We start from the raw sequence: 23,418 nt of genomic DNA on the forward strand, positions 1-23,418 counted from the left end.
GATGGACAGCGCAGACACCCTTCCCGATCAGGCCCAGACTGAAGCCCCCAAGGTTTCGCGTTTCGGCCCGCTTGTGCTCGCCGCGCAGGCGGCCGGTGTGGTCGCCGCTGCTTTCCTTACGAGCATGGCCGTCGCCATCTTCGTGCCCGATGGCACCGACTATGCCGAAGCCTCAATTCTGAAGCACAATCTGCTGGCGGCCGATGTGCCCAAGAAGATTGTTCTGGTCGGCGGCTCCAACCTTGCCTTCGGCGCAGACAGTACGGTTATCGAAGATGTCACCAGCTGCCCTGTGGTGAACATGGGCATGAATGGGTATTTCGGCGTCCGCTTCATGCTGGAGGAAGTCAAACCTGACCTCCGCGCAGGCGACATCGTGGTGATCGCCTGGGAGTATGACAGCTTCTACAAGTCTGTGGATGGGGCCAACACCGACCTGCTGATGGTGACGAAGGCTAACACGGATGCTCTTCAGTTTCTGACTCCCACTCAAAAGCTAGGCGTGCTTGGCCGCTACCCGTATGTTGCGCAACAGAAGATCATCCGGTTGCTGGGCGATGGCTATGAAGCATTTGCGGGCCTGTTTGGCGCCAGCGAAGACCATAGCGACCCCACCGGCATCGGCGCCATCGAGAGCCTCGGCGGTTTCACGCCCGAGGGCGACCTGGTAAGCCATCTCGGCAAGACCTGGGAGTTTGATCTGGAAGACGGGTTGGACGTGACCAACCTGCCTCTGGACGAAGACATCCTGCCGATGATGGACGCGTTCGTCCGTGAAATGAATACCAGGGGCGTCAATGTGATGATTTCCTGGACGCCGATCATTGACGACTATTATGCGCGGCACACAGCCGAAATCGAGCGGCTGAACGCGCAGATGGAGGAGATACCCTCCTTCCTCATTCCGCGCCCGGCCCGAGACTTCGTGTTCCCGCCGAGCCAGCATTTCGACACCGTCTACCACCTTAACGCCGAAGGCCGTGCCATTCGCTCGAAAATGGTGGCTGATGACATCGTAACCGTATTTGGCGATGACGCCTTTTGCGACCGCCAACCCTGACAGATTTCCAAGGAGACACACATGACCGAAGCACAGGTACTCGAGCAGATCACCGCCATCGTTCAGCGCATGCTGGAAGACAAAGGCGTAAAGGCAGCCACGATCGAAGCCGACACGGAATTGCTTGGCGGCGCCATCAACATCGACTCGCTCGATCTGGCGATGCTGGTTCGCGAGTTGGAAGATGTTGTGGGTCATGATCCGTTTGCTGAAGGGTTCATCGAGTTCCGCACGGTCGGCGAACTGGCGAAGCTTTACGCAAAATGAGTGGTGCGGGCGCCTTCGGTCTTGAGGCAGGCGACGCGACACCTCTGGTGGCGCACGCCAGCGCCATTCTGAGCCGTGGTGACTTTGCCACGGCGGCGGAAGCCCTGACAGCAAAGATGACGGCGGCGGGCGTCTCACGCCTGATGGTGCATTCAGACAATCCGTTCGATATTCTGCGCGCCATCGACGCCGCAAACCGCACGGGCGCTGACCTCTTTATTGCCCACACCAACCTTCCCGAAACGCATATCGATGCGGTGGTGAAGAAGTTCGGTGTGCAGATGATTGTGGCAGCCAATGACCGCGCAACGGAAGAAAGCGCCGTAGGGGCTGCTTCCGGGCTTATCTACATGATGACCTCAGGCACCACCGGCGCACCCAAGATTGCCTCGCACAGCCTGAACGCCCTGATGAGCCGCGCCAAGGCGGCGATGCACCCAGGAAACCGCGGCGCAAAATGGCTGCTCACCTACCAGCCGACAGGCTTTGCCGGTGTGCAGGTCCAGTTGACGGCTGTGGTTGGACGGGGCGTCGTTGTGGCGCCCGAACAGCGCACGCCGGCAGGATTTCTGGAAGCGGCAAAGGCGAATGGCGTTACGCAGATTTCGGCCACGCCGACCTTCTGGCGGGCCTTCCTTATGGTGATCCGGCCAGGCGATCTGAACCTGCGCCAGATTACGCTGGGCGGCGAAGCAGCCGACCAGTCGACGCTCGACCGGATCAAGAAAGCCTTCCCCGAAGCGCGCGTCACGCATATCTATGCCTCGACCGAAGCGGGCGTTGTTTTCTCCGTACACGATGGACGCGAAGGCTTCCCCGCCGAATGGCTTGAGACCGAGACGCAGGGCGTCACGATGCGCGTCAGCGATGGATTCCTGCACATTCGCACGCCCAACGCGATGGGCGGGTATGTGTCGGACACCGCGCAGCCAAAACTGGACGATGGCTGGCTGGCAACGGCTGACCGCGTTGAAATCCGAGGGGATCGCGCCTTCATCGTCGGCCGCGACGACAGCACGATCAATGTTGCCGGCTCCAAGGTTTATCCGCTGATGGTGGAGCAGTTCCTGCTGCGCCAGGCGGGCGTCATCGAGGCGCACGTCTACGGCGTTTCCAATCCGATCAGCGGCCAGCTAGTCGCCGCTGATGTCGTCATCGAACCGGGGCTCGACCCCGCCGCGACCCGCAGCGCCATTCTCGCTGCCTGCCGCGAAAACCTCGCTCAATATCAGGTTCCGCGCGCCTTCAAGGTGGTTGACGCCATCGCTGTGCGTGAATCTGGCAAGAAAGGCTAATACGCATGACCGCGCCCGCAGCTTCTTCCCAAATGCGTCACGTTATCGTCACCGGCGGCAGCCGGGGACTGGGCGCCGCCATGATCGACGGACTGCTTGCCGATGGCTACCGGGTCTCGACCTGCTCGCGCTCCAAATCCCCAAACATCGAAGCCCTGATGGCCCATCCCGAGTATGGATCGCGGTTTTTCTGGCAGCGCTGTGAAGTGGGGGAAGCCGATCAGGTGGATGCGTTTGTGGACGCGGCCGTTGAATGGGCCGGAGAAGATGGCCTGTGGGGTCTCGTCAATAATGCCGGCGTCGCGCAGACGGGCATTCTCGCGTCTTTCCCAAATCGCGAGACCGAGAAAATCATTAAGGTGAACCTGTTTGGTGCCATCCAGGCCGCGCGGGCCGCTTCCGAGCATATGCTGCGCGCCAATAAAGGCGGGCGGATCATCAATATCTCATCCATTATCGGCAGCCGGGGCTATAACGGCATGACGGCCTATTCAGCCTCCAAGGCCGGCATGGACGGCCTGACGCGCGCACTGGCGCGAGAGTTGGGCCGCCGGAAAATCACCGTCAATTCGGTCGCGCCGGGTTATGTGCTGACAGAGATGTCGTCCGTACTCACACCGGTTCAGCTCAACCAGATTGTGAACCGCACGCCGCTCGGCATGCTGGCGGATGATGAGGACGTTACCAATCTGGTGCGCTTCCTGCTGTCGGATGGCGCGCGGATGATCACCGGCCAGACAATCCTGGTTGATGGCGGCGTTTCCTGCTGATTACCCTTCCCGATTGCTGACCTGCTTTGCCCGCAAAAGGGCGAGCATTCCCAGGATGATCAGTGCGCCCCACAGCCAGTGGGATGCCACGAAATTGGACAAGGGCCCAAACCGCCCGACCGTCATGGAATGGCTGACAAAAGCCGTGCCCGCAGACAGGGCAAACGCGCCGACCAGGGGCCAACGCCACCCCGCCAGGACATCTCCGGGCCGGGTGCGAACCCACAGGGCAACGATCGCCGGCAATATCCAGACGTAATAGTGAACCCAGGATACGGTAGAGACCACCATCGCCAGCGTGACGGCCATCATCAGCTCGATCTCGATGTCGTCATTTGTCGGCCGGGTCAGGCGTCTGGAATACCAGGCCGAGAAGACGGCGCCCAGAACCAGCAGAAGGGCGAGCCCCTGAGCCGCGAGACGGCCGGCCGCCGATAGCGTGTAGGGATCATAGTCGTGGCCCGCCGGGCCGCCGACCTCGAACCGCGCGACCAGCCCCTGCAGGGTCTGATTGCCATACGCCGAAACCGTGCTGGACGCGTAGGGCGCAATGGTTGTTTCGTACCAGAGTACATGCATGTCCCAGCCGAAAATCAGAAGGGACAGCGCTGCTGAGCCCGCGATGACGGCGGCGCCTCCGGCCACAACATTCCAGCGGCCACGGAGGAAATACAGAACACCGATCAACAGCAGGGCGGGCTTGATCACCGCCGCAACACCAAAGAGCGCGCCCGCAGCGAACCCCTTGCCCGAGCGCCCCATCGCCATGCCGCCAAGGATCAGCGCGAGGACAAAATGGGAGGTATTGCCGACCTTAAAGGAATAGAGGAGCGGACCGAAAACGCACAAGGCGAAGAAAAGCAGCGCGCTGTCGCGGCTGTCGAGCGCATACATCTTCACAAGCAGCCGCCAGATGAGGGCAACGACCGGCAGGCCGACAAGCGTGAGGAGGATGGCGCCTGTCATGGGAGACATCAGCCCGAAGGGCGCGAACAGATACGCCACAATCGGCAGATTCACGAAGACCAGGGAGTCCGCGTCATACGCACCGGCGAGTGCCTGCGGACCATTCCAGATTAGATCGCCCGCCAGCCAGTAGCATTTCACGAAATCCCAGAAGATGAATTCCGGTGATGGCAAAGTGTTCACGAACACGATCACCGTCATGATCGCGCCCCAGACGAGGGCAACCGGCCACATCAGGTGGCTGTAGCGTTCGGACCCCGCGAGCCTGAGGATCAGAAAAAACCCAAGGATCGCCCCCGCAAAGTGGACGCCGTTGATCATTAATGAATGCATTGAATGCCCCCGATATTTCGCAAAACCTTACTGAACACTCGCGCCCCTACCCCGACACTCGGTCCAGTTCCCGGTTCGGATCAAGCTGAATATGCGAAAGGAAGCAACGTGGGAGGGTAATATTGTGATGTAAATCCTGCATTCGGAAGCGGCTCACAGAGTATCAGAAGGCTGGTTGCAGGCCCCGCGCGGGTAGCGTAGGGAAACGCCCGGATGCGGATGTGGCGGAATTGGTAGACGCACTGGATTTAGGTTCCAGCGCCGCAAGGTGTGAAGGTTCGAGTCCTTTCATCCGCACCACGCTTCGCCCCAAGGGCTGCTTCAGGCCTCTGGTGTGCGGGGTGCCAGGCGCCATATGGACCTTATCCCCGTTCCCAACAGACCGTTTCCTCCGCCCCTATGACTTTCCAGATCGTCCCCATGACGCCGGCGCATATTGCCGAGGCGGTTCGCGTGCAGGCGCAGGCCTTTACCGAGGATCTGCGGGAATCGCCGGAGGTATTCGCTGACCGGCTTTCGCGCTTCGGAGAGTATTACCGGGTCGCCTTCATGGAAGGCCGGATGGTGGGGTACATGATCGGCTTTCCTTGGAAGCTTGGCGAAACACTGGTGAATAATGAGAAATTTCCGGCCGACCTGCCTGCGCCGGACTGCTTCTATATTCATGACATCGCCATTCTGCCGGAAGCGCGCGGCGCGGGCATTTCCAAGGCAATGCTTGAGGACGCCTACAAGACAGCTCACAGGCTGGGCTTTGATGCAGTCAGCCTCGTGGCGGTCGGGCAGTCTGGCAGCTACTGGGACAATGCGGGCTATGTGCCCTACACGCTTGTAGGCCCGCGCAAGCTGGAGCGTATCGTTGATATTTACGGCCCCGGCGCACGCCTTATGGCATTGCCGATCTGAGATCAGCCCAGCTCGCCATGCAGCGCGCTGAGGATGACCGGGAGCTGCATCTCAATATCTTCGGCGATCAGACCCGCGCCGACACGGCGGCCAGCCTCTCCGTGCAGCCAGCATCCGATGGCGGCGGCAACGAACGTATCCACACCCTGCGCCATGAAACCGGCAATGATGCCAGCCAGCACATCACCCGAGCCTGCCGTGGCCAGCCAACGGGTAGCGTGCGTATTGACGAGCGCATTGCCATCAGGTTGGGCGATCACGGTGTCGGCGCCCTTAAGGAGGATAACGCAGCCCGCCTTGGCGGCCGCAGCGCGGGTCGCCTGAACCTTGTTGTCGCTGGTGGCGAGCAGGTCTCCAAACAGGCGGGAGAATTCGCCCTCATGCGGCGTAAGGATGTCTGTGGGGCGGAGCTGCTTGAAGAGAACTTCGGGGTCCTCGCCGAAGGCCGTGAGGGCATCTGCATCAAGGACTACGCGCGCCGGGCCTTTGAGGATTGCTTCGACATTGGCGCGGGTAGCATCGGTGACCCCTGCCGCCGGGCCAATGACCATTGCCGTTGAGCGCGCCGCATAGGCGGCCAGGTCGTCCGGCGTCACGAAGGGCGCAAGCATGATGGCAGTCAGGTGAGCGGCATGCACGCCTGCTGCGTCGGGCGGAGACAGCATCGTTACTAGGCCGGCCCCTGCGCGCAGGCCTGCCTTGGCCGTGAGACGCGCGGCGCCTGTGTTCCAGGGACCGCCACTGACGACCTTGAGATGCCCCCTCTGATACTTATGCACGCCAAAGCCGGGCTGGGGCATCTGACTGTGCCAAAGCGCCGGGCTGTTCTCGGCCAGCGCCGTTTTCACCGGCACGCCGATGTCAGCCACCATGACGACGCCGGAGAAGGCTGATCCCGGCAGAAGCACATGCGCCGGCCGAAGGGCGGCAAAGGTAAGGGTAGCCTCGGCCTGGAAGGCCGGGCCAAGCGGTTTGCCGGTGTAGCCGTCTATGCCGGAGGGCACGTCCACCGAGATGACCCTGCCGCCGCGCTGGGCAAGTTCGGCTGCAGCGCCTTCGAGGGGGCGTGTGAGACCGGCGCCGTAGAGCGCGTCGACGATGAGTTCAGGCTGGCTTTTCAGGGCGTCTTCAAGTTTGTGGACGGGGCCCTCCCACGCGCTGGCGGCCTTGGCCGTATCCCCAGTGAGTTCGCTGACCGGAAGGACGGAATAGACCTCAACCTTGCGCCAGAGTTTGGCGAGCGCAGCTGCAGCGATAAAGCCATCGCCGCCATTGCCGCCTGGCCCGCACAGCACCTGAATTTGGCCGTCGGGCCAATGGGCGTGTACAAACTCGGCCACCGCCTCGCCTGCCCTCTGCATCAGGGTGAACCTGTCGGTTCCGGTGTTGAACACGGCTTGCTCGGCGGCAAGCATCTCCTGCGGTGTCAGTATTGGCCTTCCCATAGGGGCCTCATAGCACGCGGGTTGCGGATTCGCTCCCGTATTCTGCAACGCGCAGCACACCGCCGCGGCGCTCCAGCCGCGTGACCGAGCAATGGCCCGGCCGGAAGACCGTTACCCGGTCATCGCCTTCCAGTGCGCCAACGAGCGCATTGATCGCGACAAAGTGAGAAAATACGGCAGTGCCGTCCGGCAATTCGGAGACAGTTTTGGACATATTGAGACGCCAGGCGACAAGATCAGCGCCCGCCTGAGTCCATGTGCCGGCCATCAGCCCCCGCAACCAGGACACGCGGTCCTCGATACCGTCAGGCGTGGAGATTTCGGAAACGTCCGGCACGACCCGCGCGGTCAGCCCGGCACGGGTCTCAAATGGCTGTGCCGTTTCGCGGCAGCGCTGCATAGGGCTGGTGATAGCGGTGGTGGCGCCCAGCTTTGCGAGGATCTCAGCGGCGGCTTCAGCCTGCCCCTTGCCCAAATCGCTGAGGCCGGGATCGGGGTGGTCACCCCAACTCGCGGCAGCTTCGCCATGACGGATAAGAAAGATCACGCGGCCGCTTGCTCGCGCAGCTTGCCGGCATCGGCGAGTTGGGTCTCGGCGCTGTAGCCATGGGCGGTGAGCACATCCAACGCGCGGCGGTAGGCCACCGGCGGCTTGATGCCCAGACGGGCGCGGGCGTCTTCGAGCGGTTCTTTCATGAGGGCGATAATGTCCTGGCGCATGATTTTCTGGGCGGCCGCGCCATTGCGCTTGCCTTCCCAGAAGCAATCCATGATTCGGGCTGCCTTTGGTGCATTTTTCGCGATCGTGCGGCAGCCCATGAAGGCGATGAACAGCACACCATTGCCGGGGTTCTGGCTGTAGGTGAACGCCAGCAGCGAAGCTTCGCCCAGCGCATCCCGGTTATAACCGGAGAGAACGTGGAAAAGGTCGTGTGTATCGCGCAGGCGATTGCCGAACCACAGATAGTCGTCGTCAAAGTCCGGCTGGCCGGCGCGGTGCTTGTTGCTCTCTTCGACGAGGCCTTGCGCGGTAAGACCTTCGCGCTCCATGAACTCGACATACGCGCGCCCGACGGTCCCCTCGGGAAGCTTCTTGATCCAGGAATGGTCGTCCAGAACTGGCGGCAGATAGGCGCGCTCTTTCAGAAGGCGGCGACCTTCGGGACTGGCGACAAACGCGGCAAAGTTCTTTTCGAAAGAACTCCCGTTCAAAGCCTCAATGATATGAAAGACCTGTTCAGTGTCTTCCTTGTTCGCAATCAGCTTCTGCATGTGGCCCCAAGCCTTGAGCGGCTGGAAGCGGGACCGTTTGCGATCCGGATGGACGACGATTTCCAGGTCCTGAACGGTCATTTCGAGCAATCCTCACAAATTCTCAGCTTGACGCGACGTAGCACAAACTTACGCCGCCGATAAGTGACGCTAGCGTCATTTTACTGCTTTTCCGTGAAAATTCTGGCGCCCAATCTTTAATCATGACTGCACAATCTTTAATCTCGCGATCAAAGGTAACCAAATTGCGGGCACCCCCCTATCGCTTCAGACGGGAACACCTCATACGCACAAATGGACTCTAAACCCGACGGCTGGGGAGAAACCACGCAATGAAAAAAATCGAAGCGATCATTAAACCGTTCAAACTCGACGATGTGAAAGAAGCACTGCAGGAAATCGGTCTGCAGGGCATGACCGTCATCGAGGCTAAAGGCTTCGGCCGCCAGCGCGGCCATACCGAACTCTATCGCGGCGCCGAATACGTCGTGGACTTTCTTCCGAAGCTCAAAATCGAAGTTGTGCTGCCTGACAGCGCGGTCGAGGGCGCGGTGGAAGCCATCAAGAAGGCTGCCCACACTGACAAGATTGGCGATGGCAAGATTTTCGTCTCTGACGTAATCGATGCTGTCCGCATCCGGACCGGCGAAACAGGCGACTCGGCGCTTTGATCGATCCCTGCGGGGCCGGCGTCTGACGCAGGCCCCGCAAAACCCCGCACCGAAAAACGCTCATTAGAAGGCAAAAAAAATGGCAGACGATCTTCTCAAGCTTATGAAGGACCAGGACGTCCAGTATGTGGACCTGCGCTTCACCGACACGCGCGGCAAGCTGCAGCACGTGTCCTTCCACAAGGACATGGTGGACAAGAGCTTCTTCGAAGATGGCCAGATGTTTGACGGCTCCTCGATTGCTGGCTGGAAAGCCATCAACGAGTCCGACATGCTTCTGAAACCGGACGCGAAAGGCGCGTTCATCGACCCGTTCTTCCAACAGACCACCCTTGTTGTGTTCTGTGACATTCTCGACCCGATCTCGGGCCAGGCTTACAGCCGCGACCCGCGCACGACCGCCAAGAAGGCAGAGGCTTACCTCGCCGCCTCCGGCGTTGGCGACACCGCATTCTTCGGCCCGGAAGCTGAGTTCTTCATCTTTGACGACGTGCGCTGGTCAACCGACCCGCACAACACGGGCTACTCGTTCGATTCGACCGAACTGCCGGCGAATTCCGGCCGCGAATATCCGATGGGCAACCTCGGCCACCGCCCCGGCCCGAAGGGCGGCTATTTCCCCGTTCCGCCAATCGACTCCGAGCAGGACATGCGCGGCGAGATGCTGTCGATCATGGGTGACATCGGCCTTGAGCCAGAGAAGCACCACCATGAAGTGGCCCCGGCCCAGCACGAGCTTGGCCTGAAATTCTCGACGCTCACGGTCATGGCTGACCGGATGCAGCTCTACAAATACGTGATCCACCAGGTCGCCGCCTCTTACGGCAAAACCGCGACCTTCATGCCCAAACCGATGTTCAAGGACAACGGCTCGGGCATGCACGTTCACCAGTCGATCTGGAAAGGCGGCAAGCCGCTCTTCGCAGGCGACAAGTATGCTGATCTCTCCGAGATGTGCCTCTACTATATCGGCGGCATCATCAAACACGCCAAGGCTCTGAACGCGATCACCAACCCATCGACCAACTCGTACAAGCGACTGGTCCCCGGCTATGAAGCGCCTGTGATGCTGGCTTATTCGGCACGCAACCGTTCGGCCTCGATCCGTATTCCTTACGGCTCGAACCCGAAAGCAAAGCGTATCGAAACCCGCTTCCCTGACCCGATGGCGAACCCCTACCTCGCCTTCGCAGCCCTGCTGATGGCTGGCCTCGACGGGATCGAGAACAAGATCCATCCGGGCGACGCGATGGACAAGGACCTCTACGACCTGCCACCGGCAGAAGCCAAGCAGATCCCGCAGGTCTGCGGCTCGCTGCGTGAAGCCCTGGCGGCCCTCGATGCCGACCGCGCCTTCCTCAAGAAAGGCGGCGTGTTCGACGACGACCAGATCGATGCCTACATCGAACTGAAGATGGAAGAGAACATGCGTTACGAGCTTCATCCGCACCCGGTTGAGTTCGACATGTACTACAAGAACTAGACCGCGGGGGTCTTGTTCTGGGCAGAGGCCGGCATCTTCGGGTGCCGGCCTTTTCCTTGCCGCAAAGGCGTGTCACGTCATCGCGCATGACCTTCCTTAAACTCGCGCTGCTTTATGGCGCTCATGTCTTCTGGCCGTTTGCCCTCCTCTGCCTGTGGGCGATCTTTCGTGCGCGCGGAGTTTTTCGGGCGATTGCCGCAACAGCGCTGATCCTCTCCCTCCCCCTGGCCTGGGCCCGTTTTGTGGAGCCGCGTCTGCTGACTGTGCATGAGGCGACGATCTTCCTGCCAGGCGCGAGCGCCACTTCGCCTTCTATCCGCATCGCGCTGTTTGGCGACCCGCACATCGGCATGTTTCCAAATGCCATGCCCGTGGCTCGGATTGTCGAGAAGATCAATGCACAGGACGTAGATGCGGTGTTCCTAGCCGGGGACCTGACCTATCATCCGAAGCCGGAGGATATTCCCGAGGATTTTGCGGCGCTGGCGGACCTCAACGCGCCGCTGTTTGCCGTTCTGGGAAATCATGATGTCGGCTTTCCCGGCGAGAACCTGACCGAGCCCCTGATGCGCGCCTTGCAGGCCGCAGACGCGCGTGTGGTGCATAACCGGGCGCTGGAAGTTGAGATTGCAGGGAACCCGGTGATCGTCTCGGGCGCATCAGACCTCTGGGAGCGGCGCCAGGATTTCCAGTTTCACGTCAGCCTTCCGGAGGGCGTTCCGGTCCTTCTGCTCACGCACAATCCGGATACGGCGCTTACCGTTCCGGACGCATTTCCCTATGACCTGATGCTGGCCGGACACACACATGGCGGTCAGTTGCGCATACCGGGGATTTATCAGCATATCCTGCCTGTGCAGGGGCCGTTCGACCGGGCGCTTCATACATTCCCGACATCAGCCGGAGACCGGCTGGTCTATGTGACGACGGGCACGGGGATGACCGGCGTGCCGATGCGCTTCCTGATCCCGCCGCAAATTGATGTTCTGACGGTGCATCTGCCGGAATGAAAAACGCCCGCCTCGGCGTTCCGGGCGGGCGTTTTTGAATTGTGTCGCTGCCGCGCGGATCAGCCCGCTTCGGTCTGGCTCTTGGAGGCGTGGACGTAGAGGGGCTCGGCATTGCCGTCGACCACTTCTGCGTTGATGACCACTTCTTCCACGCCGCGCAGGTTTGGCAGCTCGAACATCGTGTCGAGCAGGATCGATTCCATGATCGACCGCAGGCCGCGGGCGCCGGTCTTGCGCGTGATGGCGCGGCGGGCAACAGCCACCAGCGCTTCAGGCGTGAATGTCAGCTGCACGCTCTCCATGTCGAAGAGGCGCTGATACTGCTTGAGCAGGGCGTTCTTCGGCTGGGTGAGGATCTGGATAAGGGCTTTCTCGTCCAGATCTTCGAGCGTTGCCAGGACAGGCAGACGGCCGATGAATTCCGGGATGAGGCCGAACTTCTGAAGATCTTCCGGTTCGACTTCGCGCAGCGTGTCGCCCACGCCGCGTTCTTCGCCGCTCTTGATGGTGGCACCAAAGCCGATCGAAGCGTTCTCACCGCGCGCAGCGATGATCTTTTCGAGCCCGGCAAATGCGCCGCCGCAGATGAAGAGGATATTGGTCGTATCGACCTGCAGAAATTCCTGCTGAGGATGCTTGCGGCCGCCCTGCGGAGGAACGGCAGCAACGGTGCCCTCCATGATCTTCAGGAGCGCCTGCTGGACCCCCTCACCCGACACGTCGCGTGTGATCGAAGGGTTGTCCGACTTGCGGGAAATCTTGTCGATCTCATCGATATAGACGATGCCGCGCTGGGCGCGCTCAACGTTGTAATCGGCCGACTGGAGCAGTTTCAGGACGATGTTTTCCACGTCCTCGCCGACATAGCCGGCCTCGGTCAGCGTGGTGGCATCGGCCATGGTGAAGGGCACATCCAGGATGCGCGCCAGCGTCTGGGCCAGCAGCGTCTTGCCGCAGCCCGTGGGGCCGACGAGCAAAATGTTGGACTTCGACAGCTCAACCCCATCGGTTTTGCCCGCATGGGAAAGGCGCTTGTAGTGGTTATGCACGGCGACGGAGAGGATGCGCTTGGCATAGCGCTGTCCGATCACGTAATCGTCGAGAACATCGCAGATTTCCTGCGGTGTCGGTACGCCGTCGCGGGACTTGATCGCAGAGGTTTTGTTTTCCTCGCGGATGATGTCCATACAGAGCTCGACGCATTCATCGCAGATGAACACGGTCGGTCCGGCAATGAGCTTTTTAACCTCATGCTGGCTCTTCCCGCAGAAGGAACAGTACAGCGTGTTCTTTGAATCGCCGGAGCCGTTTGGTTTGGTCATGCGGTCCTCACTGCCATACAAGGCTTAACGTGGGCTTTAAGCCCCTGCCAAGCATGGTCTTTTTCTAGACAATAAACCTGTTCGCCTGCCCTGCAAGGGCTGGGCCGCACCTTGAAACACAGGCGATTATTTTTCGTCTTCAGCGGTGCGACGCTCATAAACCTTGTCAACAATCCCGAACTCCATGGCTTCTTCGGCCGTAAGGAAGGTGTCGCGATCGAGCTTTCTTTCAACTACATCGTATTCTTGGCCCGTGTGGCGAACGTAAATATCGTTCAACCGGCGCTTGAGTTCGATGATTTCCTCAGCGTGGCGCTCAATATCTGTCGCGACGCCCGAATATCCGCCAGAAGGCTGGTGCAGCATCACGCGGGCATTTGGCAGGGCGATGCGCAGGCCTTTTTCCCCAGCGGCAAGCAGGAGCGACCCCATCGAGGCAGCCTGGCCAATACAGACTGTAGAGATCGGGCAGCGGACATACTGCATGGTGTCGTAGATCGCGAGGCCGGAGGAGACGTACCCGCCGGGGCTGTTGATATACATGGCGATTTCGCGCTTCGGGTTCTCTGATTCAAGGAACAGAAGCTGCGCTGTGATGAGGGACGCGATGCCATCATCGATCCCGCCGGTCACGAAAATGATCCGCTCCTTGAGGAGGCGGGAGAAAATATCAAACGCGCGCTCTCCACGGCTCGTCTGCTCGACGACCATCGGAACAAGGTTGAGAGCGGTCTGAAGTGATGTCGACATAAAAATGACCTTGTGGATCAGGGCTGAATCGCCGCCTGCAGGATTGGCAGATGCCTTTATATTTGTCCATTCGCCGCCCACTGCAAGGCCGCGCCTGCTGTGGAATAGCTTGTAATCCCTAACGGAACGGCCACGGACCGCAACCACTGGGTAATGCCGCTGCCGGATCGTTCATGAAAGCGGAGTAGTCGGCGATCACTTTGGCGCGCTGATTGTCACTCAGCAGGATGTGGTAGCCGTTGGGGTAATAGACGGTGCGGACCCCTGGCGGGAAGACTTTGAATGTCCGGCGAGGCCCCTCGGGCAGCACAACCTCATCCCGCGCCCCATAGGAGGCCAGCACGGGCAGGCCCGCTGGTAGGCGGCCTGCCGCTTCGTGTGCCTGCTCCATCAGCGTTACAACACCGGCAATCTGGTCGACGCGGTTTTCTCTGGCATGAAGCGGATCAGCATCCTGAAGGGCGAGGAACTCTGTATTGTCGGACATCTTGGGCTTTGCGAACGCGGGCGGGCGCACGATCAGCCCCGGACTCATGGAATTCATCAGCATCAGCGTGCCAGCATAGGCGGGGTTCAGAACGCCCCAGCCACTGAGGCCGGGTCCAGACAGGATCAACCGGTCTGCTGACGGGGGGCGATCGGATGCAAAAGCCGTGATGGCGACAGCCGACCCCATCGAGATGGCCACCACGGTCAGCGTGGCCTTTGGATGGCGCGCCCGGGCGAGACTGACGGCAGTACGCAGGTCTTCCCGCATCAGCTCTTCATCGGGCCAGACGCCCCGCCCTGCCGACCGGCCAAAGCCTCGCTGGTCATATGCGTAGACCGCCCTGCCCTCAGCGACCCATTCCGGGGCGGCCAGGCGGAACTCGCCCGCATAGTTGTTCATGCCATGAATGCCGACAATGACATGTCGCGGAGATTTGGCGCCGGAAGGTTTCCAGACCGTCAGGCCAAGCCGCGCCCCATCATGGGCGAGCATTACCTCTTCCTTATCAAGAAATGCAGGCATGAGGCTTCATCAGCAAGCCACGGGCGGACGGTCAACAGACGCCCAATGCGTGCAGTTTTCACGGAAAGGCCATTCCCCCTCCCCGCTCGGCATCGCGGCGGCGGGGTCCTGGATGAAGGCCAGATAGTCAGCGTGGACCCGCTCGGCCTGAAGATCGCGGAGCAACATGTGATAACCTCCGGGATAATAGACCGTGCGGACGAAGGACGGCAGGATGTCTGCCGCCCGGCGCACGCCATTCTCCGGGATGACAATATCCCGTGCGCCATAGGAAATCAGCGTCGGCACATTCGGCTTGAGGCGGGCGACGGCTGTATTGGCATTCTCCATCAAGGCAACGAGGCCATAGACCTGATCAATTCGCGTCCTGTAGGTCATGTGCGGGTCAGACCAAGTCCGGCGCAGCATGGCATTGTTGTCAGACGGCTCGATCTTGACGAGGCCAACGGGCGGCACGACGAGCCAATCGGGATTAGCATGGGCCGTTGCCCACAGGCTGACCCGGTAGAGCGGGTTAATGGCGCCCCACCCCCGGAGCCCCGGCCCGGACACTATCAGGCGGTCTGCTTTCGGGGGACGGTCCGACCCAAAAGCGGTGAGAGCCACGGAGCCGCCCATGGAAATGCCCACAACTGTAATGATCGCATCGGGGTGGCGTGCGCGCGCGACATTGACAGCCGTGCGAAGGTCTTCGCGCATCAGCTCTTCCTGGGGCCAGATTCCCTTGTTGGGCGAGCGGCCAAAGCCCCGTTGATCGTAGGCGTAAGTGGTGACGCCGTTACGCGCCCAATAAGGCGCGGCCATGTGGAAGGCCTCGGCATAATCGTTCATGCCATGGACGCCGACGACGACATATTCCGGATTATCGGTGCCTTCGGCCGGCCAGACTGTCAGCCCCAGCCGGGCGCCGTCCTGAGTGATGAACTGGTTGCTTTCAGGCAGGAAGGCGGGCGTGACCTGCACCGCCGGGCTGAGAGCGCCCTGGGTTACCGGCGTAGCGCAGGCGGCCACGGCGACGGAGAGCGCGCCCACGACAAGCGCGGCCAGCCGCAATGCGGCGCCCGCGAACACGTTCCAGACTGAGGGCGTAACCGTCATCGTCGTCATCCATTTCATAAAGTGCGCCGTCATGATGGCACCGTCAGATGAACGGCGCCTGACATGGCCGGTTTTACTTTGCCCAGAGGTGTGCGGCGCTGCAACAGTCAAGCCGCAGGCGGGCAGCGTGAGCCAAACCGGGTCGTTGCTTGCCCCATAGCGTCTGGCATGCGAGACCGGGGCATCGAAGATTCCAGACGGGGAACCGTTCATATGAAACTCAAATACCTGACCCTTCCGGCTGCCGCGCTTGCGCTGGCCGCCTGTTCGCCCTCTGCGCCGACCGAACCGGCGCCTGCACCGGAAGCTCCGGCAGCCCCGGCGGAAGAACTGTTGCTGCCGCTGCCAGACGCTACCGCGCCAGAGATCACCGCCGCCGATATTGGCGTGCGCGTAAAAACACTTGCCGACGATGTATTCGAAGGCCGTGGCCCTGGAACACCGACCGGCGAAGCGTCCGCCGCCTGGATCGCCCAGGAACTCGCCCGGATCGGGCTGGAGCCTGCGGGCGACGATGGCACCTGGTATCAGCAGGTGGAAATGGTCAACCAGACCATCGACCCGGCTTCTTCAAGCCTGGTGTTGACCTGGCCAGATCAGGAAGAGCTGTCGCTGGACCTGAAAAATCAGGCTGTGATCTGGACCAAGCGCCAGAACACCGATCACATTTCCTTTGAACCGAGCGACGTGGTGTTTGTCGGCTATGGCGCCGTTGCCCCGGAGTATGAATGGGACGACTATGCCGGCCAGGATTACACCGGCAAGACCGTTCTGATCCTCGTCAACGATCCTGGTTTTGCGACCGAAGACCCCGAACTCTTCAACGGCAAATCCATGACTTATTACGGCCGCTGGACCTATAAGTACGAAGAGGCAGCGCGTCAGGGCGCCACCGCCGCAATCGTTATCCATGAGACCGAACCGGCTGCCTATGGCTGGGACGTTGTGGCAAACTCCTGGACCGGCGCACAGTCTGATCTGGTTCGCCCGAACGGCGGCGAAGATCGCGCCATGATGGAAGGCTGGGTTCAGCGGGACATCGCCGTAGAAATGTTCGCCAAGGCAGGCCTTGATTTTGAAGAAATGAAAGCTGCGGCCAAGACGCCCGGCTTCCAACCTGTGGCGCTTGAAGGCGTCAAGGCGCGCGGCGAGATCCATCAGACCATCGACAAGCTGACAAGCCGCAACGTCGCCGGCGTTCTGCCGGGCACGACGACGCCAGATGAATATGTTCTGTACACAGCCCACTGGGACCATCTTGGCATGAAGACCGGCGCGCCGGGCGAAGACTTCTACGAGGACCAGATTTATAATGGTGCCGTCGACAATGCGACCGGCGCGGCAGGCATCCTTGAGATTGCCGAAGCCATGAAGGCGCAAACGCTGCAGCGTTCCGCCATGTTCCTTTTCGTGACGCTTGAAGAATCCGGACTTCTGGGTTCGGAATACTTTGCCAACAACCCGACCATCCCCCTCAACAAGGTTGTGGCCGGTATCAACCTTGATGGCGCGCTGCCTATGGGCCGCACGAAGGATATGACGGTCATTGGCTTTGGCGCGTCCGAGCTCGAAGACATCCTCAAGGAAGTGCTCGTTGCGTATGACCGCATCGTCACCCCGGATGGACGCCCTGAGGCAGGCTATTTCTACCGCTCAGACCATATCTCGCTCGCCAAGAAGGGCGTGCCGATGCTCTATGCTGGCGAAGGCGAAGACAAGCGCGAAGGCGGCATTGCCGCTGGCCGGGCCGCTGCGGCAGCTTATACCGCTGAACGCTATCACAAGCCGATGGACGAATATTCTGACGACTGGGATCTCTCCGGTTTCGAGGAAGACCTGCAGGCGCTTTATGATGTCGGTCTCCGCATCGCAAACTCTGACACCTGGCCAACCTGGTATCCGGGCAACGAGTTTGAAGCGGCCCGCAAAGAGAGCCTCGCTGGCGAGTAAGCCAGCGGGCCATTTGGCCCACAGGCTGCAACACAAGAAACAGAGGCTGCATGCTTTCCTATCAGCATGGCTTTCACGCCGGTAATCGCGCGGACGTCCTGAAGCATGCGGTGCTCGACACCCTGCTCCGGGCCGCTGCGACCGGACCGCGGCCTCTGTTTTACGTTGAAACACACTCAGGACACGGACGGTATGACCTGACCAACGCGCAGGCGCGCAAGCGCGGCGAGTCTGACGATGGCGTGCTTGCCCTGATGAAGGGCAAGCCGCCTAAGCCGCTTTCGGGCTGGATGGAACTGGTCAACGCGCGCGGAGAAAAAGACTATCCGGGTTCACCCGCGCTGGCGCAGACACTACTCCCAAAACATGCCCGGATGATGCTGTTTGAGCTTCATCCGCAGGAAAATGCCGCCCTCACCGAAGCCATGAAGGGCGATGACCGTATACGCATACAGAAGGCGGATGGATACGCAGGCGCGCTGAAACTTGCGCCGCGCGCGGGCGAGCAGATGGTTGTGCTTGTCGATCCGAGCTACGAAACCCACCGGGATATTGAGGCGCTGGCGCTTTGGACCCCGAAGGCACTGAAACGCTGGCCGGGCGCACTGCTAATCTTGTGGCTTCCCCTCTTCCGAGACGGCCGGGAGGCAGAGTTTGGCGAGTATCTTGCGACGCTGGGCGACGCGATGATCGTTGGCGCGCGCTGGCCAGTTGCTCTGGGCACGGAAAGCTCTATTGAAGGATCAGCCATGGTGGCGTTCGGCGCCCCCGCAGAAGCGCGCGCGAAATGCGAGGCGATTGCGTCGAGCCTTGAGAGCTATTGGGCGCAGCAGGCTTAAGCCAGCGTTTTCTTCCGTCCGTATTCCTCATAACTTTTGCCGAGCGCGTAGGAAATCATGCCGAGCCCGCGGCTGACGGTATAAGCGCGTGACATCATCGCCCGTTTGTTTTGCCCGAGGGTGGCAATGGCTGTCAGAGCTGTCAGCACGCTGCCCACAACCACGCGGATGATGCCATTGATGCCGCTTTTCAGACGGGCCGCGCCAGGCGCCGAGTTACGTCCGGCAATCACCGCATCCGTCAAACCCGTGCGATACCAGCGGCGGAGAAGCCAGGCTGCCCGCGCGCGGTCTTCGGGAACATGTTCATAGACGAGGGCGTCTTTCGCTTGGGTCAAGCGGTGGCCACGATCGAGAAGCTGCGTGAAAAAGAGCGTATCCTCGGCGCCGGTGAGAGACATGCGGGGATCGAAGCTCATAGCTTCCTTGCGCACGGTGGCCATGTCGATGAGGCAGTTGCAGGTGGCGCCTGGCTTGGTCTGATCCCGGTCTTCCGTGATCGGTGTTCCGTGAACGCCCCATTCCTTCATCCAGGCCGGGGCCGTGTGGGGATAGACGGACTGGACGGGGCCAAAGACACCCGCGGCGCCGGTTTCACGATACCGCCGCACGAGCGCAGCGAGCCAGGCAGGGTGGGCAAATTCATCGTCATCAATGAAGGCGAGAAGGTCTGCGTCACCGGCAAGCTGCAGCGCGCGATTGCGCACATGCGTCACGCCGGGGGCCTCCTCGAGTTGGTAGGCGAGTGGCGCAGGAAAGGTCTGTTGCCATTTTTCAACAACCGGTCGGGCACTCCCCGTGCGGTCGTTATCTATGATGACAAAGCGGACGTCAGCATTCTCCGGCAGGGCCAGCTCCGACAGGCTTTTCAGCAGGCCGTCCAGCATCTCATTGCGGCGATAGGTCGGCGCGGCGACGAGGATCTGCAATCTGCGCGCTGTATCGCCGGGAGGGGTCAATTCCGCATTCCTTTTAAAATCTGACTGACCGTCAACATAGCGCGGCAAGAAAGATGATCGGTTAATGCAGAATGCGCCTGCAAATTCCGGGCCGGATGAGGCGCCGAAACAAACGGGGCGGCCCGTTGGAGCCGCCCCGCTTTTATCTGGTTAATGGCCTCGGGGCCTTATTCCGCGGCAACCGCCACGTCAGCTGCGGACAGCTCCGTGTAGCGCTTCAGGTGGTGGTCGACATTGCCGAACTCGGAGTCGATCATCGTGAGACGCTTGAAATAGTGGCCGATGGCAAGCTCGTCGGTCATGCCCATGCCGCCATGGATCTGGATCGACTGCTGGCCAACAAAGCGGCCAGCCTGACCGATGCGGACCTTGGCTGCCGAAGCCGCCTTCTTGCGGGTCACTTCATCTTCTTCCAGTTTCAGGGTCGCCATGTAGGTCATGGAGATCGACTGTTCATGCTCGATGAACATGTCGGCCATGCGGTGCTGGAGAACCTGGAACTTGCCGATCGGCGTGCCGAACTGTTTGCGGGTTTTGGAGTAATCAACAGTTTGAGCGTTGGCCACTTTCATGGCGCCGCAGGCTTCAGCGCACAGCGCTGCGATGGCTTCATCGGTGACTTTCTCGACGAGACCGAGGCTGTCAGACGGATCGCCGATCACGGCATCAGCGCCAACGGTGACGTTATCGAAGTGAACTTCCGATGCGCGGCGGCCATCAACGGTCGGATAGTCGCGCGTCGTGACGCCTTTGGCATCCTTAGCAACGATGAACACGCCCACGCCCTTGGCGTCGCGGCGGCCACCGGAGGTGCGGGCCGTGACGATGAGGTGCGAGGCCCAGGGCGCGCCGATAACGACAGCCTTGTGGCCGGAGATTTTCCAGCCGCTGCCGTCTTTCGTTGCCGTGGTTTCAAGGTCGGCCAGGTTGTAGCGGCCTTTGGGCTCGGCATAGGCAAACGCGAACACGCGCTCGCCGGAGATCAGCGCAGCGAGATGGTCCTGCTTCTGCGCCTCGGTGCCAGCCTTCAGGAAGCCGCCCGCGAGCACGACGGTCTGAAGGAACGGCTCGACCACGAGGCCTTTGCCGAATTCTTCCATCACGACCATTGCATCGATCGGGCCGCCGCCGAGGCCGCCATCTTCTTCCGAGAACGGCGCTGCAAGCAGGCCAAGTTCAGCGAACTGGGCCCACATTTCCGGACGCCAGCCATCTTTCGAGGCGACGACCTTGCGGCGGGTGTCGAAGTCGTACTGGTCCTTGATCAGCCGTGCGAGGCTGTCGCGGATCATTGTCTGTTCTTCAGTGAAATTGAAATCCATGGATGTAATCTCCTCCCTGCCCCGTTGCCTTAAAGGCCGAGGATCATCTTGCTGATAATGTTGCGCTGGATCTCGTTCGATCCGCCATAGATAGATGTCTTGCGCATGTTGAAGTAGCTGTCCGCGCTGAAGTTCGAATAGTCTGGGCCGACGCCCACTTCATTGCTGCCGTCATGCATCATGCCGCGCGCATAGGGCGCGCCATAATTGCCCACGGCTTCCAGCGTCAGCTCCGTCAGGCGTTGCTGGATTTCGGTGCCCTTGATCTTGAGGATCGAGCTTTCCGGGCCAGGGCCCTTGCCGGCTGCTTCAGAAGCGAGCGTGCGCAGTTCTGTGAATTCGAGCGCGGTCAGGTCGATTTCCAGCTGGCTGATCTTGCGGGCGAATTCGTCCGTCTTGATCAGCGGCGTGCCGTCCATCGTTTCCTGGGTCGCAATGGTGCGCAAACGCTCAACGCCGCGCTTGGAGCGCGCCACGCCAGCAATGCCCGAACGCTCGTGCGCCAGCAGGAACTTGGCATAGGTCCAGCCTTCGTTTTCCTTGCCGACGAGGTTTTCGACCGGCACGCGAACGTCTGTCAGCCAGGTTTCGTTCACTTCATGCGTGCCATCGATCAGCTTGATCGGACGCACTTCGATGCCGGGCGATTTCATGTCGACGAGGATGAAGGAGATGCCTTCCTGCGCTTTGGCCGACGGGTCGGTGCGGCAGAGGAAGAAGCCCCAGTCAGCGTGCTGGGCGAGCGTCGTCCAGGTTTTCTGACCGTTGAGAATGTAGTGATCGCCATCACGCACGGCGGTGGTTTTCAGGCTGGCGAGGTCAGACCCTGCGCCCGGCTCGGAATAGCCCTGTGCCCACCAGACATCGCCGGCGAGGATGCCGGGCAGGTGTTTGGCTTTCTGTTCTTCGTTGCCGAATGTGTAGATAACCGGGCCGACCATCGAGATGCCGAACGGAAGCGGCATCAGCGCGTCAACGCGAGCGTTCTCTTCCGACCAGATGTAGCGCTGGGTGGAGGTCCAGCCCGTGCCGCCGTACTTCTGCGGCCAAGCGGGGGCAGACCAGCCCTTTTTGCCGAGGATCTTATGCCAGGCGAGGAACTGCTCGCGGGTCAGATCTTCCCGGTTACCAAGCCCAACGAGCTCTTGGGGATAGTTGTCACGGATAAAGGTGCGCACTTCATCACGGAAGGCGATCTCTTCGGGTGAAAATTCGAGGTTCATGGACGTTCGCTCCTGGATCTGCCTGTTTGGTCCCGGCACTTCATTTCTGTATGTCAGCCATTCCTATTCGCTGACAAGGTGACGCGCACGTAAACGTAAAGAATGCCGCAGTTTTCGTTGCGTCACCCCTAAGCTGGCTTGGCAATAAACGGTGCGCAGGCCGTTTTGAGAAGCCCCACCGCCGTCGCCGAGCCAAGACCGCTGCCCGTCTGGAACTCCAGCTGAACGAGCGGCTTGAGGCCGATGCGTTCCAGAGCGGCTTCATGGGCCGGGCGCTGGGTGATGTGAGAGGCAAGGCAATGGCTGACCGCCTGAGGCGAGACGGCGTGGACAATGCCCGCTGCAATCGTGGTCGCAAACCCGTCCAGAAGCACCGGGATGCCCTGATGACGCGCCGCGATAATTGCGCCAACGCAGGCGGCTATTTCGCGCCCTCCAAGGCACCGGAGGGATTCCAGCGGATCGGACAAATGCCCGCGGTGAACTTTCAGGGCAGCGCTGACGAGCTCCACCCGCTTGCGGGAGAGTTCGGCCGGCGTATGCGCGCTCGGCCGCACCCAGTATTCCGGCGATCCGCCGTAAAGCGCGCAGGCCACGGCCGCAGCCACCGTGCCAACCCCCGCCCCCGACACCGCAAGGGCCAACAGGTCCGGATTGTCCTCGACGGCCTCGAAACCAAACGCGATCGTCGCCGCGCATTCGCGTTCCGACATCGCCGCCGTCTCGGAGATGCTGGGCGTAGGCTTGTCGAGCGCGAGTTCGAAGACCCGGACATTCGCGCCGACCTGGGTCGCGATGGCTGACAAGGGTGCCCGGCCAGACTTCAGCGCCTCGATATGCGCGCGGGTATCTTCATTCGAAGACAGAGAAACCCCGGAATCGACAAGGCCGTGCGAGCCCGCAAAGATCGCCAGCGTCGGCTTTTCCACACGGGGCGGAAACCGGCGCTGCCAGGTGGCCAACCACTCGGCGGCCTCGCCCAGACGGCCGAAATCCCCCTCCCGGCCCATGCCGAGAAGCGCCTCGTGGACTTTGCGCCCAGCTTCCGGATCGGTCTCGACCGGCTTCAGGATCAGGTCGCGGACATCATCCAGGGGGGACTTGTTCCGATTGGGTTCGCTCAAGGCAGTAATCTCCTGTTACCGAAATTGCCGGCAATCTTAATTATGGCAGATAAGGTACACGCCGTCCGGCAAGGATTTATTTCATCCTCTCCTGTAGAACTTGCACTGCAGCCCGCCACCAGTATGGGTTACTCGTATAATGATAGAGATTGAGCCGATAAAGAGCCCCTGCATCAAGGTTTGTGCTGTAGATGGCAAGACGGGGCTTTGTCTCGGATGCGGTCGGACTCTGCCTGAAATAGGCGCCTGGACCCGGCTGGGGAACGATGAGCGCGAAGCAGTGATTTCCTTGCTGCCGGAACGAATTGAACGGTTGAAGGCCCTCGGGAAGCGGTGACGGG

23 protein-coding genes and 1 tRNA gene are annotated in these 23,418 nt (G+C 60.9%); 12 read left to right on the top strand and 12 right to left on the bottom strand.

All coding sequences use genetic code 11. The annotated features are described in order from the left end of the window. Position 1 precedes the first annotated feature (1 nt). From HNE_RS10260 to HNE_RS10275, 4 genes are read left to right on the top strand one after another with little or no spacing between them, the layout of a single operon-like run. On the top strand, positions 2-1,060 hold the full coding sequence (locus HNE_RS10260) for a hypothetical protein (protein ID WP_035592515.1): 1,059 nt from the start codon (positions 2-4) through the stop codon (positions 1,058-1,060). Between the two features lie 21 nt (positions 1,061-1,081). Next, entirely contained in the window at positions 1,082-1,327 is a 246-nt protein-coding gene (locus HNE_RS10265) for an acyl carrier protein (protein WP_011647071.1), read from the top strand. Then, the gene (locus HNE_RS10270) at positions 1,324-2,622 is read left to right on the top strand and encodes a class I adenylate-forming enzyme family protein (RefSeq protein WP_049755109.1); all 1,299 of its coding nucleotides are present in this window, start codon (positions 1,324-1,326) and stop codon (positions 2,620-2,622) included. The genes HNE_RS10265 and HNE_RS10270 overlap by 4 nt, the downstream gene beginning before the upstream one ends. Before the next feature lie 5 nt (positions 2,623-2,627). Beyond that, on the top strand, positions 2,628-3,392 hold the full coding sequence (locus HNE_RS10275) for an SDR family NAD(P)-dependent oxidoreductase (protein WP_148205862.1): 765 nt from the start codon (positions 2,628-2,630) through the stop codon (positions 3,390-3,392). On the opposite strand, the gene HNE_RS10280 is transcribed toward HNE_RS10275, so the two are convergent. Then, positions 3,393-4,691 (bottom strand): glycosyltransferase family 87 protein, encoded by a 1,299-nt coding sequence (locus HNE_RS10280; protein WP_011647074.1) that lies wholly within the window; start codon positions 4,689-4,691, stop codon positions 3,393-3,395. A gap of 215 nt (positions 4,692-4,906) precedes the next feature. Between HNE_RS10280 and HNE_RS10285 the strand changes: the two genes are divergently transcribed. Together HNE_RS10285 and HNE_RS10290 are read left to right on the top strand one after the other, a co-directional pair. Beyond that, positions 4,907-4,991, top strand: a tRNA-Leu gene (locus tag HNE_RS10285). Positions 4,992-5,090: 99 nt separating this feature from the next. Beyond that, a complete protein-coding gene (locus tag HNE_RS10290; RefSeq protein WP_011647075.1) occupies positions 5,091-5,597 on the top strand; it encodes a GNAT family N-acetyltransferase in 507 nt (168 codons plus the stop codon). A gap of 2 nt (positions 5,598-5,599) precedes the next feature. Here the strand turns inward: HNE_RS10290 and HNE_RS10295 are convergent, their stop codons facing one another. The 3 genes from HNE_RS10295 to HNE_RS10305 are packed head-to-tail and all read right to left on the bottom strand — an operon-like array spanning position 5,600 to position 8,395. Further along, positions 5,600-7,042 carry a bifunctional ADP-dependent NAD(P)H-hydrate dehydratase/NAD(P)H-hydrate epimerase gene (locus HNE_RS10295; protein WP_011647076.1) on the bottom strand — a complete coding sequence of 481 codons (1,443 nt, stop codon included), beginning with the start codon at positions 7,040-7,042 and terminating at the stop codon, positions 5,600-5,602. Positions 7,043-7,049: 7 nt separating this feature from the next. Then, the gene (locus HNE_RS10300; protein WP_011647077.1) at positions 7,050-7,589 is read right to left on the bottom strand and encodes a histidine phosphatase family protein; all 540 of its coding nucleotides are present in this window, start codon (positions 7,587-7,589) and stop codon (positions 7,050-7,052) included. Beyond that, positions 7,586-8,395 (bottom strand): Coq4 family protein, encoded by an 810-nt coding sequence (locus HNE_RS10305; protein ID WP_011647078.1) that lies wholly within the window; start codon positions 8,393-8,395, stop codon positions 7,586-7,588. Before HNE_RS10305 ends, HNE_RS10300 begins: the two co-directional genes overlap by 4 nt. A 251-nt stretch (positions 8,396-8,646) precedes the next feature. Between HNE_RS10305 and HNE_RS10310 the strand changes: the two genes are divergently transcribed. The 3 genes from HNE_RS10310 to HNE_RS10320 all read left to right on the top strand — a co-directional run bounded on the left by HNE_RS10310 (position 8,647) and on the right by HNE_RS10320 (position 11,478). Beyond that, complete coding sequence (locus HNE_RS10310; RefSeq protein WP_011647079.1) at positions 8,647-8,985, top strand: P-II family nitrogen regulator; 339 nt, start codon at positions 8,647-8,649, stop codon at positions 8,983-8,985. A 79-nt stretch (positions 8,986-9,064) separates the two neighbouring features. After that, on the top strand, positions 9,065-10,468 hold the full coding sequence (gene glnA / locus HNE_RS10315) for a type I glutamate--ammonia ligase (RefSeq protein WP_011647080.1): 1,404 nt from the start codon (positions 9,065-9,067) through the stop codon (positions 10,466-10,468). Positions 10,469-10,554: 86 nt separating this feature from the next. Further along, positions 10,555-11,478 carry a metallophosphoesterase gene (locus HNE_RS10320; RefSeq protein WP_011647081.1) on the top strand — a complete coding sequence of 308 codons (924 nt, stop codon included), beginning with the start codon at positions 10,555-10,557 and terminating at the stop codon, positions 11,476-11,478. A 59-nt stretch (positions 11,479-11,537) separates the two neighbouring features. On the opposite strand, the gene clpX is transcribed toward HNE_RS10320, so the two are convergent. The 4 genes from clpX to HNE_RS10340 all read right to left on the bottom strand — a co-directional run bounded on the left by clpX (position 11,538) and on the right by HNE_RS10340 (position 15,693). Next, the gene (clpX, locus tag HNE_RS10325; RefSeq protein ID WP_011647082.1) at positions 11,538-12,800 is read right to left on the bottom strand and encodes an ATP-dependent Clp protease ATP-binding subunit ClpX; all 1,263 of its coding nucleotides are present in this window, start codon (positions 12,798-12,800) and stop codon (positions 11,538-11,540) included. A 126-nt stretch (positions 12,801-12,926) separates the two neighbouring features. Beyond that, complete coding sequence (locus HNE_RS10330) at positions 12,927-13,550, bottom strand: ATP-dependent Clp protease proteolytic subunit (protein WP_011647083.1); 624 nt, start codon at positions 13,548-13,550, stop codon at positions 12,927-12,929. A 118-nt stretch (positions 13,551-13,668) separates the two neighbouring features. After that, on the bottom strand, positions 13,669-14,562 hold the full coding sequence (locus tag HNE_RS10335) for an alpha/beta fold hydrolase (RefSeq protein ID WP_011647084.1): 894 nt from the start codon (positions 14,560-14,562) through the stop codon (positions 13,669-13,671). Positions 14,563-14,571: 9 nt separating this feature from the next. After that, entirely contained in the window at positions 14,572-15,693 is a 1,122-nt protein-coding gene (locus HNE_RS10340) for an alpha/beta fold hydrolase (RefSeq protein WP_233351895.1), read from the bottom strand. A gap of 180 nt (positions 15,694-15,873) precedes the next feature. Between HNE_RS10340 and HNE_RS10345 the strand changes: the two genes are divergently transcribed. Both HNE_RS10345 and rlmJ read left to right on the top strand, forming a co-directional pair. Beyond that, complete coding sequence (locus tag HNE_RS10345; RefSeq protein WP_011647086.1) at positions 15,874-17,610, top strand: M28 family metallopeptidase; 1,737 nt, start codon at positions 15,874-15,876, stop codon at positions 17,608-17,610. 50 nt (positions 17,611-17,660) lie between these two features. Further along, positions 17,661-18,449, top strand: a complete 789-nt coding sequence (gene rlmJ, locus HNE_RS10350; protein WP_011647087.1) for a 23S rRNA (adenine(2030)-N(6))-methyltransferase RlmJ — start codon at positions 17,661-17,663, stop codon at positions 18,447-18,449. On the opposite strand, the gene HNE_RS10355 is transcribed toward rlmJ, so the two are convergent. The 4 genes from HNE_RS10355 to HNE_RS10370 all read right to left on the bottom strand — a co-directional run bounded on the left by HNE_RS10355 (position 18,446) and on the right by HNE_RS10370 (position 23,077). Continuing rightward, a complete protein-coding gene (locus tag HNE_RS10355; RefSeq protein ID WP_011647088.1) occupies positions 18,446-19,378 on the bottom strand; it encodes a glycosyltransferase family 2 protein in 933 nt (310 codons plus the stop codon). The two genes, rlmJ and HNE_RS10355, sit on opposite strands and share 4 nt — an antisense overlap. Before the next feature lie 197 nt (positions 19,379-19,575). After that, the gene (locus HNE_RS10360; protein ID WP_011647089.1) at positions 19,576-20,730 is read right to left on the bottom strand and encodes an acyl-CoA dehydrogenase family protein; all 1,155 of its coding nucleotides are present in this window, start codon (positions 20,728-20,730) and stop codon (positions 19,576-19,578) included. Between the two features lie 29 nt (positions 20,731-20,759). Continuing rightward, complete coding sequence (locus HNE_RS10365; protein ID WP_011647090.1) at positions 20,760-21,953, bottom strand: acyl-CoA dehydrogenase family protein; 1,194 nt, start codon at positions 21,951-21,953, stop codon at positions 20,760-20,762. A gap of 128 nt (positions 21,954-22,081) precedes the next feature. Beyond that, a complete protein-coding gene (locus tag HNE_RS10370; protein ID WP_011647091.1) occupies positions 22,082-23,077 on the bottom strand; it encodes a nicotinate-nucleotide--dimethylbenzimidazole phosphoribosyltransferase in 996 nt (331 codons plus the stop codon). A 139-nt stretch (positions 23,078-23,216) separates the two neighbouring features. On the opposite strand from HNE_RS10370, the gene HNE_RS18390 reads away from it, so the two are divergent. Continuing rightward, positions 23,217-23,414, top strand: coding sequence for a DUF1289 domain-containing protein (locus HNE_RS18390; protein WP_011647092.1), 198 nt, complete (start codon positions 23,217-23,219; stop codon positions 23,412-23,414). The last annotated feature ends 4 nt before the right edge of the window (positions 23,415-23,418 follow it).

The organism is Hyphomonas neptunium ATCC 15444, from assembly GCF_000013025.1.
In the GTDB taxonomy this organism is placed as follows: domain Bacteria; phylum Pseudomonadota; class Alphaproteobacteria; order Caulobacterales; family Hyphomonadaceae; genus Hyphomonas; species Hyphomonas neptunia.